We start from the raw sequence: 10603 nt of genomic DNA on the forward strand, positions 1-10603 counted from the left end.
AATTTCGGCACTTGCCAAAATACTGCTTGCGTCGTCCGCATTGTTCGGTATTTTGCTTCTTAGCGAAATACAGAACACCAACCACTGGGCGCCATGTCCGAAGTCTACAGAGCCCTGGCCGACCCCACGCGGCGGCGCATCCTGGAACTGCTGCGCGAACGGGAGATGAGCGCAGGCGAGATCGCCGAGAATTTCCGCCTCGCCAAGCCGACGCTCTCCGGCCACTTCGCCGTGCTGCGCGAGGCCGGGCTGGTGACGCCGGAGAAGACCGGCACGACGATCATCTATCGCCTGAATGTCTCGGTGCTCGAAGAGGCGCTGATGGCGCTTATGGGCGCTTTCAAATTCCTCGACGCCAAGCCCCACGTCGTTGAACGGGCCGTGGTCAGGCCACGCAAGGGAGAACTCTGATGCGCGTCACCAGCGCCACCTGGATCGCGACCCTCCTCGTTGCGGCCTGTGCGGCCGTCGCGATCGCGGCGTGGATCGGCCTGCCGAACGGCGTGCCGATCAACTACCTGGGGCTCGATGGCCACCGGCATCAGGAGAACTCGCGCTACGCGTTCGGCCTGATCCCGCTCATCGCGGCCTTTGTCACCGCAACTCTGATCCTGGCGCCGACTCTGGGGGCCCGTCGCGGCGTCGAGCGCGCGGCCAAGCCGTTCGACATGACTGTGATCGGGATCGCCGGCCTCTTGCTGGTCGTCGAAGTCGCTCTGGTGGGCCGCGCCCTCGACCCAGCCTTCAACGTCATGCGCCCGGCGGCGATCGCCACCGGCGTTCTGCTGCTCGGCATCGGCAACTACCTCGGCAAGGCTCGCCAGAACGCGGTCTTCGGCCTGCGCACGCCCTGGACGCTGGCCGACGCCACGGTGTGGGACAAGACCCACCGCTTCGCCGGACGCGGCATGGTGCTGGGTGGCCTCGTGCTGATGGCCCTGGGCTTCCTGCTCCACGACGGCAATGCGCTGGGCGTCTCGATCGCCGTCTGCGCAGCCCTGCCGCTGCTGGCCGCGATTGTGCGTTCCCACAGCCTCTACAGGACCCTCCAGCGCGGCTGAGCCACCCGCAAGGAGAGGAGAGCTCCCATGTCCGCGACCCTCAACGCCATGAAGACCATCGCCATTGCCGCAGTCGCCGCGCTCGCGATCACCGCCGTCGGCCAGGGCGTCTGGGGCGCCCTCGCCTTCGTCAACGCCAAGGTCAGCCCGGCCATTCCCTGGGCGCCGGCCGTCATGCTGGTCGTGCTGCCACTGTTGCTGGGGGTGTTGAGCGGCCGGGTCGGGCCCAAGGCAGGCGCCGCTGAGCGACGCGCGATGCTGCCGCTGAAGGCGGTCTCGTCGAAGGTCTGGGCCTGGTCGCTGATCTCCGGCGCCTTTGGCCTCGCAGGCGTAGCGCTGCTCTGGATCACGTTTGGCGAACTCTTGCCCGCCGCGCCGAACGCCATGCCTGACGTCAGCCATATGCCGCGCTGGACCGTCCTGGCCTTCCTCGTCACCAGCATCGTCGCCGCGCCGCTCACCGAAGAATGCGCCTTCCGTGGCTACGCCATGGGCATGATCCGCAAGGTGGCGCCCGACGGCTGGGCGCTGGTCCTGGTGTCCTTGATGTTCGCCGCGGCGCACCTCACGCAGGGCTTCTACCTGACCAAGCTCACCGTCTATTTCCTCGTCGGCCTGGGCCTGGGCTTCACGGCCCTGCGGGCCGGCTCACTGGTTCCGGCCATGGTGCTCCACTCGATCGGCGACCTGGTCTTCTTCACCCTGGTCTGGCCGAACGACGCCCACCGTCAGCACGTGACCCTGGCCACCGCGGACCAGACCTTCTGGTTGCAGGTCGCCGCCATGGTCGCGCTCCAGGCGCTCGCCGTGGCCGCCTATGTGCGCCTGGCTGCCGTAACCCGCACGGCCGCGAAAGACCCCAGTACGGGCCTCGGCCTCGCCGCCGCCTGAAGGCTCCCTGCAACATGGCAGCAGCGAGTTAGGACAAACCGTCCTATATCCTCTTCCATGCCACCCCGCCTCCGCCCGACCCGTCTGGAACACGTCGTCGATGGCGTGCGGCTGCGCACGCAGCTTTCGGCGGCTGCGCTGGAGGCTTCGGGAGACGATCCCGCGCAGCGCAAAGCGGCGCTGGAGATCCTAAAGGCGGCGCTGTTTCGCGGCCGGATGATCGCCAAGGAGCGGTTGGAGAACGGCGCGGGCGGCATCGAAACTTCCCGATTGATCTCGGGCGTCACCGACGAGGTGATCACCGCGCTCTGGGATTTCACCACGGTGCACGTTTTCCGCGCTCGCAACCCAACGGAGGGAGAACGTCTCGCGCTGATGGCGGTCGGCGGGTATGGCCGAGGCACTCTTGCCCCCTATTCCGACATCGATCTTCTCTTCGTGCGCCCCTACAAGCAGACGGCTCACGCCGAGAGCGTGATCGAGTACATGCTCTACGCCCTCTGGGACCTCGGCTTTAAGGTCGGGCATGCTTCGAGAACTATCGAAGAGTGCATCAAGCTCTCTCGCGAAGACTTCACCATCCGCACCTCGATTCTCGAAGCCCGCAGGCTGACCGGGGACGAGAAGCTGGCTGCCGAGCTGATCCGCCGGTTCCAGAACGACGTGGTCAAGGGAACCGGCGCCGAGTTCGTCGCCGCCAAGCTGAAGGAGCGGGACGAACGTCACGCCCGCGCCGGCGCCAGCCGCTACATGGTCGAGCCCAACGTCAAGGAAGGGAAGGGCGGCCTTCGCGACCTCAACACGCTCTTCTGGATCGCCCAGTACCTGCATCCCGGCGAGTCGATTGAGAAGGTTATGCAGCTCGAAATGTTCGAGCGGCGCGAAATTCGCGCGTTCATCCAGGCCTTCGATTTCCTGTGGGCGGTTCGCGGCCATCTGCACTTCGCCACCGGCCGTCCGGAGGAGCGCCTGACCTTCGACTTGCAGCCTGAGATCGCGCGGCGAATGGGGTACGGCGACCGTGGCGATGCGCCGGCCGTCGAGCGGTTCATGCGTCGTTACTTCCTGATCGCCAAGGAGGTCGGCGCGCTCACCCGGGTGTTCGCCGCCAAGCTGGAAGCCGAGCGGGTGAAGGTCGCGCCGCGCGGAATTTCGCGCCTGCTCCCGGCGAGACGACCGAAGCGCAAACCCCTCAACGAGCCTGGCTTCCACGAAATCAGCGGGCGCCTGAGCATCGATGGGCCGCAGATCTTCGAGCGCGACCCGGTGAACCTGCTGCGACTCTTCCAGATCGCCGATGAGAGCAATCTGGATCTGCATCCGGACGCCTTCACCGCCGCCGTCCGCGCGACCCCGCTGATTACTTCGGCCGTTCGGCGCGACCGGCATGCGGCCAAGATATTCATGCAGATCCTGGCGCATGGCCGCGATCCGCAGCGAGCCCTGACGTTGATGACCGAAGCCGGAGTGCTCGGTCGCTACCTGCCGGAATTCGGTCGCATCGTCGCCCAGATGCAGTTCAACATGTATCACTCCTACACGGTCGACGAACACACGCTGCGGGCCGTGGGGATCATCGCCGACATCGCCGCCGGCCGGTTCGCCGAGGACCATCCGCTCTCCACGGCGATCCTGCCGCTGATCGCCGATCGCGAGGCGCTGTTCCTGGCCATGCTGCTGCACGACACGGGCAAGGGGGGCGCGGGAGGGCAGGAGAAAGCCGGCGCCAGGTCCGCGCGCTCGGCCGGTGAACGGCTGGGCCTGGAGCGCTCCAAGATCGAGCTCGTCGCCTGGTTGGTCGAACATCACCTGGTGATGAGCGACTTTGCGCAGAAGCGCGACATATCCGACCCCCGCACGGTCACCGACTTCGCCAGGATCGTGGAAACGCCGGAGCGTCTGCGGCTGTTGCTGGTGCTGACCACCGCCGACATACGCGCCGTGGGCCCTGGCGTCTGGAACGGCTGGAAGGGCCAGCTGATGCGCGAGCTCTACGGCGCCACCGAAGCGGTCTTCCGCGGCGGCCGAGGCTCCGACAGCGCCGCGGCGCTGAGGCGCTACCACGAGAACGCCGCCTACGACGCCCGCGTCCGTGTCGCCAAAGCCGATCCGGCCTCCGAGGCCTGGGCTGACGCCATGGAAGACGCCTATTTCTCCGCCTTCACCGAAACCGAGGTGCTGGCCCACGCAGCGCTCTCCCGTCGCGCCGGGAACGGAGCGGCCGCCGAGGGGCGAGTCCGCGAGGACCGTAACGCCGCCGAAGTGGTGGTCGCGGCCACCGACCGCCAGCGCCTGTTCGTGGACCTTGCCGGGGCGATAACCGGCGCCGGCGCCAATGTGTTGGGCGCGCGGGTCTTCACCTCCCGGACAGGCCGGGCGCTCGACGTATTCTATGTGCAAGACGCCGCCGGCGAGCCCTTTGGCGCGGACAACGCCCGCTCGCTCGCGCGCCTGATCGAAAGCCTCGAAACCGCAGCCCGTGGCGAGGTAGTGCAGCAGGAGCCCCGCCGGCCGCTCGACCCGGGGCGTACGGCCGCCTTTTCGATCACCCCTGCGGTCACGCTCGACAATGATGCTTCAGAAACGTCGACAGTGGTCGAGGCGTCCGGGCGTGACCGGTCTGGCCTGCTGGCGGCGCTCGCCCGGACGATCGCCGACGCCGGCCTTTCGATCCTCTCGGCGCACATCGATGGCTATGGCGAGCGCGCCGTCGACGCCTTCTATGTGACCGGCCCGGATGGCGGGAAGCTCTCCGACGCACGCAAGGGCAATGCGCTGAAAACCGCCCTGCTGGCCGCCCTCAACGACACTGACCTGGATGACGGCCGTCGCGCCCACCTGCAGCGCGCCCGGGCCAGCGTCGCGCGTTGACGACCTCAAGAAGCTTAGCCGTATAAACGGCCGCGAATCGGTCAGATATTTTCGGCGACACGGCTCTTGGACAGCCCGGCGCGCGATCGGGGGGCTGTTGCGAAATCGACTAAGCGTCACGTTGGCGGCAGCCATCGCCGTTGCGGGGCCTGAGGTCCATGCCCGGGCCGCGGCGCCGGACACGCCGGCGAAACCCGCATCGGGCAAGCCGGCGGCGGGCAAAACCGTCGACACCATCACCGTCACCGGGGCATCGCAGAACGGGTTCCGCAGCTCCATCGATCGCCGCAGCTATGGCGTCGCCGGCGATTTGGCGACGACGACCGGTTCGATCAGCGACGCGCTTAAGAACATTCCGTCTGTCGAGGTCGACGTTCAGGGAAACGTCTCCCTCCGCGGCGATCAGAACGTCACGATCATGGTCGACGGCAAGCCCTCGGGCCTGTTTCGCGGTCCCGGCGCCGCGCAGGCCTTGCAGGCCATGCCCGCCGACCAGATCGAGCGCGTGGAGGTGATCACCAATCCCTCGGCGCAGTTCTCCCCTGAGGGCGCGGCCGGCGTCATCAACCTGATCACCAAACAGGGCCACAAGCCGGGCAAATCGGGCTCGGTGCGGGTCAACGCCGGCTCGGGCAAGCGCGGCAACATCGGGGCGAGCGCGGCCTACAATTCCAGCAAGCTGACCCTCACGGGCGACGCCAGCATTCGTTTCGATTCCCAGGACGGTGAAGGGCAGGACGAACGGGTCTTTCTGGACGGTCACGGGAACCAACTGGGGTCGAGCCGCTCGATGACCAAGCAGACCGGCTCCGCCGATCTGTGGAACGTGCGCGGGAGCGCCGACTACGACCTGACCCCCAAGACCCGCCTTAGCGGCGAGGCGCGGCTCACCCGCAGCGACGTGCAGGCAAAGCCGCTTCAGCACTATGAGGGACTGGACACGAACGGAGTTCCCACTCTGGTCTTTGAGGCGCCGCAGCGCTTTACAGACGCTCGTCCGAACGCCGCCATTCAGGGCACGGTGCGGCACAGGTTCGGCGACGACCACGATCTTGTGCTCAACCTCAGCCATGAAACCACCGACGATCGGCGGGAAAACGCCATCACTGAGATCTTCAGCGTGCCGGTGCAGCCGAATCTCTTCACCGACCTGCACACGATCGCCACCCTGACAATTACGGAGGCGAAGGCCGACTACACCCGCCCGATGCCGACCGACGGCAAGCTGAAGGCCGGCTACGATCTGCGGATCGATGACAATGACTACGACAACGTGGGCCTCAAAGGGACGTCCGAAGCTTCCGCCTTGCCGGATCCGACTCAGACCAACCTGTTCCTCTACAAGCAGACCATAAACGCGGCCTACATCACCTACGAGCAGCCGTTCGGGGACTGGACGGTGCTAGGGGGTCTGAGGCTCGAGGACGTGCAGCTCGACCTCAACCAGGTCACCTCCGGCATTGTCCACGACACCAACCGGCAAGACGCCTATCCGTCCCTGCACCTGGCGAGAAAATTCTCAGACGACCAGCAACTGGTGCTCAGCTACTCAAAGCGCGTCCAGCGGCCCAATCCGCAGGACCTCAACCCCTTCGTTTCTCAACGTGACCCGCTCACCGCCTACGCGGGCAATCCCAACCTGAAGCCGCAGATCACCAATTCATTCGAGGCCGGCTCTCAGTACAAGGCCGACGGAACCTTCTACCTGGGCACCCTCTACTACCGGCTGAACGAGCACGGTGTGACCGACGTGGTCACCCCCTTGCCGGACGGCGCCCTGCTGACCACCAAGGCGAACCTGGCCGAAAGCCGGGCGGCAGGGGTTGAGCTGGTCGCCAACGGGCGGCTGACGAAGACGCTTACCTACAATCTGTCGACCAACCTCTACTGGAACGAGATCGACGCCACCGGCCAAGGTCTAAACAAACTTGCGGGCTTCGAGGGGCGCCGCTCGGCTTTCGCGGTGGGTGGACGCGGGGCGTTCACGTGGCAGCCCACGTCCAGGGACATGCTGCAGTTCAACGCCCAGCTGAACGCCAGGCGGCTGACGCCCCAAGGTTATCAGGAGCCGCAGTTCATCAGCTTCGTGGGCTATCGGCACAAGTTCGACGAACGGCTGTCGGCCGTTGTCACGGCGCAGGACCTGTTCAACACCCTGCGCTTCCGGCAGGTCGTCGAGACGCCCACTCTTCGCTACCAGCAGCAATTCGAGCCGGCCGTGCAGGCCGCCTACGTCGGCCTGACATGGAGCTTCGGCGCTGCGGCGAAACGTCCGCAGGCCTTCGACTTCGGCGGCGCCTCGCCGCAATAGAATCGAGGGTAGCGGGCGGCCTCGACAGGCTCGCCGACCGGCGCCAAGGTCGCGCCAAACAACAACATGCGAGGGGGACGCGCGTGGCTGACGTCATTCGACCTGGACGACTGTTTTTCGGCAGCTGTACGGCCATAACCGCGCTGGCCTTCAGCTTCGCGGCGCTCTCGGCGGTCATGTACCAGCTGAAGACCGAGTTTCTGCTCGACAACACCCAGGTGGGATTGATCGGTGGAGCGGGCCTCTGGGGCATGGCGATCAGCCAGATCTCGTTCTCATCGCTCTGCGACCTGGTGGGCATGCGCAACCTGTTGCGGTTCGCCCTGGTCGGCCACATCGCCGGCGTCCTGCTGTTCGTCTTCGCCACCGGGTTCGATAGCCTCTTTGCCGGCGCCTTGGTGCTGGCCATCGCCAATGGCGTGATCGAGGCGGTCTGCAATCCGCTCACCGCCACGCTCTTTCCCGATCGCAAGGCCGGCATGCTGAACCGCATGCACTTGTGGTTCCCGGGCGGGGTGGCGATCGGCGGCGTGGTGGCCTGGGCGCTCGACCAGGCGCACATGGACTGGCGGGCCAAGATGCTTATGGTCCTCGTCCCGGCGCTGGCCTACGGCCTGATCTTCCTGCGCGAGAAGTTCCCACCAACCGAGGCCGCCGCCGCTGGCCACAAGTTGTCGGACGCCTTCAAGGCTGTGGCCACTTCGCCGCTGCTCTGGATGTTCCTGCTGCTGATGAGCGTGACCATGAGCCTTGAGCTCGGCCCCAATCGCTGGATACCAGCCGTGCTGCAGGCCGGCGGGCTGCCCGGAATCCTGGTGCTGGTCATGATCAACGGCGTGATGGCGATCACGCGGGCCAACGCCCACGCGATCCTGGCCCGCGTGTCGCCGCCGATGGTGCTGATGGTTTCGACCGGCGTCGCGGGGCTGGGCCTGCTGGGCCTCAGTTTCGCGACCACGCCGACCCAGACGGTTATCACCGCCCTGGTCTTCGCGATCGGCATCGCGATCGTCTGGCCGACCATGATGGGCTTCGTGGCCGAACGGACCCCCAAGACCGGCGCGCTTGGGCTGGGCCTGATGGCCGCGGCGGGTTCGCTGGCGGTGGGTATCGTCACCACGCCGCTGCTGGGCCAGATCGCCGACCGGCACCTGCCGGACGCCCTGTCGAAGACCTCGGTGGTCGCGGTGGCCAATGAGGTCCTGGCCGTACAGGCGCCCATATCACCCCAACTGACGCAGGCCGCGCAAGCGGTCGCGAGCGCCACCGATGCGCTCCCGCCCGCGGCGACCGGCGACTTCCTGCGCCGGGCCGCGGCCGGCGAGGCGGGACCGAGGGTGGCCGCGCGAGCCCAGCCCCTTCTCGACGCGGGCGAGAACCACTCCGGCCTGCTGTCCTTCCGCTACCTCGTTCCGTTCGCCTTCGGCGTCTGTCTGATCTTCGGCCTGGTGGTGCTTAGCGACCGACGGGCCGGGGGCTACAAGGCGCAGGTGGCCCGCGCCAGGCTGGCAGGCGCCGCCGAATGAGCACGCCTCCGCTGCGTATTGGTTTTGTGGGCTCCGGCTTCATCGCCAAGTTCCACGTGAAGAGTTTCCAGAGCGTCCGCCACGCCCAGATCACGGGCGTCTACAGCCCCACCGCGAAGAACCGGGACGCACTGGCCCAGGCGGTCAACGACGCCGAGCTGGGCCCCTGCCGGGCGTACGCCGGTCTGGAGAGCCTGCTCACCGCGCCCGACGTCGACGCCATCTGGCTGCTCGCGCCCAATGATCGGCGGCTCGAGGTCATGCGGGCGATCCATGCGGCGGTGAAGTCCGGCCGCTCGAAGGTGCGGGCCATCGCCTGCGAGAAGCCGCTCGGCCGCACGCTGGCGGAGGCCCGCGAGGTTCTGGCTTTGGCTGAGGACGCAGGCCTCGCTCATGGCTACCTGGAGAACCAGGTGTTCTCGAGCGCGGTCGAGCGCGGCAAGGAAATCATCTGGCGGCGCGCCGTGCCCGCCTCCGGCCGACCCTACCTTGCCCGGGCGGCGGAGGAGCACTCCGGTCCGCACGAGCCCTGGTTCTGGCAAGGCGCACGCCAGGGCGGCGGGGTGATGAGCGACATGATGTGCCACTCCGTCGAGGTCGGTCGGTTCCTGCTGACCGCGCCGGATGCGGCACGGGCCAGCCTGAAGGTGAAGTCCGTGCAGGGCTCAGTCGGCTACCTGAAATGGACCCAGGACCGCTACGCCAGATCGCTCGCCAAGGACTTCAAAGGCGTGGAAATGACGGCCCACCCCGTCGAGGACTTTGCCCGGGCGACCATCACGCTGGAGGACGAGGGCGGTCGCGAGCTGATCGTCGAGGCCTCCACCTCCTGGTCCTACGTCGGACCCGGCTTGCGCATCGATCTGGCCCTGCTCGGTCCTGAATACGCCATGGAATTTTCGTCCCTGAACCCATCGCTGAAGGTGTTTCTCTCTCGCGCCATCACCGGCGGCCAAGGTGAGGATCTCGTCGAAAAGCAGAACGCCGAGCAAGGGCAGATGCCTATCGTGGAAGACGAGGCCGGGACCTACGGCTACATCGGCGAGAACCGCCACATGGTCGACTGCTTCCGCCACGGGCGGACGCCCATCGAAACCTTCGAGGACGGGGTCGAAGTCACCAAGATGGTGATGGCCCTCTACAAGTCCGCCGAGATCGGCCAGGTGGTGACCCTGCCCGACGAGACCCTTGAAACCTACGTGCCGCTTCCGGCGCGGCCAAATTCCACGAAGGCTGGAGCCTGAAGATGGCGACCGACAACTACGACGCGATCATCGTCGGCTCCGGCGCCGGCGGCGGCATGAGCGCCTATCACCTGACCAAGTCGGGGATGAAGGTGCTGATGCTGGAGGCCGGGCGCGACTACGACCCGCGCGTCGAGACCCCGATGTTCAACATCAACGCCGAGGCGCCCCTGCGCGCGGTCGGCACGCCGGACAAGCCCTTCGGCTTCTATGACGCCACCGTCGACGGCGGCTGGCAGGTGCCCAACGAGCCCTACACCGTGGCCGAGGGCTCCGAGCCCTTCATCTGGTGGCGGCCCAGGATGCTGGGCGGGCGCACCAACCACTGGGGCCGCATCGCGCTGCGCTTCGGGCCGCTGGACTTCAAGCCGAGGAGCCGCGACGGCCTGGGCTACGACTGGCCGATCACCTATGACGACGTCGCGCCCTGGTACGACAAGACCGAGAAGCTGATCGGGGTCTCCGGCGCCAATGCGCCGCAGAACCTCTTGAACACGCCGGACTCGCCGCCCGGCTGCCTGATGCCAAATGCGCCGCCGCGCGCCTTCGAGCTCTTCTACGAGCGCGCCTTCAAGGCCATGAACATCCCGGTGGTGCCGATGCATGTCGCGGTGGTCACCGGCCAGATGGAGGGGCGCAACACCTGCCTCTTCGCCACCCCCTGCGGACGCGGCTGCGCGATCGGCGCCAACTTCCAGT

At 66.9% G+C, this 10603-nt stretch carries 7 protein-coding genes and 1 pseudogene; all 8 read left to right on the plus strand.

All coding sequences use genetic code 11. The features are described from left to right. The first annotated feature begins 93 nt into the window (after positions 1 to 93). On the plus strand, positions 94 to 411 hold the full coding sequence (locus VGI62_RS20365) for an autorepressor SdpR family transcription factor (protein ID WP_331506397.1): 318 nt from the start codon (positions 94 to 96) through the stop codon (positions 409 to 411). Next, positions 411 to 1061: an SdpI family protein gene (locus VGI62_RS20370; RefSeq protein ID WP_331506398.1), complete on the plus strand. Its 651-nt coding sequence runs from the start codon at positions 411 to 413 to the stop codon at positions 1059 to 1061. The genes VGI62_RS20365 and VGI62_RS20370 overlap by 1 nt, the downstream gene beginning before the upstream one ends. A 27-nt stretch (positions 1062 to 1088) precedes the next feature. Then, the gene (locus tag VGI62_RS20375; RefSeq protein ID WP_331506399.1) at positions 1089 to 1952 is read left to right on the plus strand and encodes a type II CAAX endopeptidase family protein; all 864 of its coding nucleotides are present in this window, start codon (positions 1089 to 1091) and stop codon (positions 1950 to 1952) included. A 57-nt stretch (positions 1953 to 2009) separates the two neighbouring features. Beyond that, positions 2010 to 4823: a [protein-PII] uridylyltransferase gene (locus tag VGI62_RS20380; protein WP_331506400.1), complete on the plus strand. Its 2814-nt coding sequence runs from the start codon at positions 2010 to 2012 to the stop codon at positions 4821 to 4823. A 97-nt stretch (positions 4824 to 4920) separates the two neighbouring features. After that, a complete protein-coding gene (locus VGI62_RS20385) occupies positions 4921 to 7134 on the plus strand; it encodes a TonB-dependent receptor domain-containing protein (RefSeq protein WP_331506401.1) in 2214 nt (737 codons plus the stop codon). An 83-nt stretch (positions 7135 to 7217) separates the two neighbouring features. After that, positions 7218 to 8660 carry an MFS transporter gene (locus tag VGI62_RS20390; RefSeq protein WP_331506402.1) on the plus strand — a complete coding sequence of 481 codons (1443 nt, stop codon included), beginning with the start codon at positions 7218 to 7220 and terminating at the stop codon, positions 8658 to 8660. Next, a complete protein-coding gene (locus VGI62_RS20395) occupies positions 8657 to 9904 on the plus strand; it encodes a Gfo/Idh/MocA family oxidoreductase (protein WP_331506403.1) in 1248 nt (415 codons plus the stop codon). The genes VGI62_RS20390 and VGI62_RS20395 overlap by 4 nt, the downstream gene beginning before the upstream one ends. 2 nt (positions 9905 to 9906) lie before the next feature. Then, positions 9907 to 10603 (plus strand): annotated as a pseudogene (locus VGI62_RS20400) (NAD(P)-binding protein); the annotation flags it as partial.

The organism is Phenylobacterium sp. (assembly GCF_036495085.1).
In the GTDB taxonomy this organism is placed as follows: domain Bacteria; phylum Pseudomonadota; class Alphaproteobacteria; order Caulobacterales; family Caulobacteraceae; genus Phenylobacterium.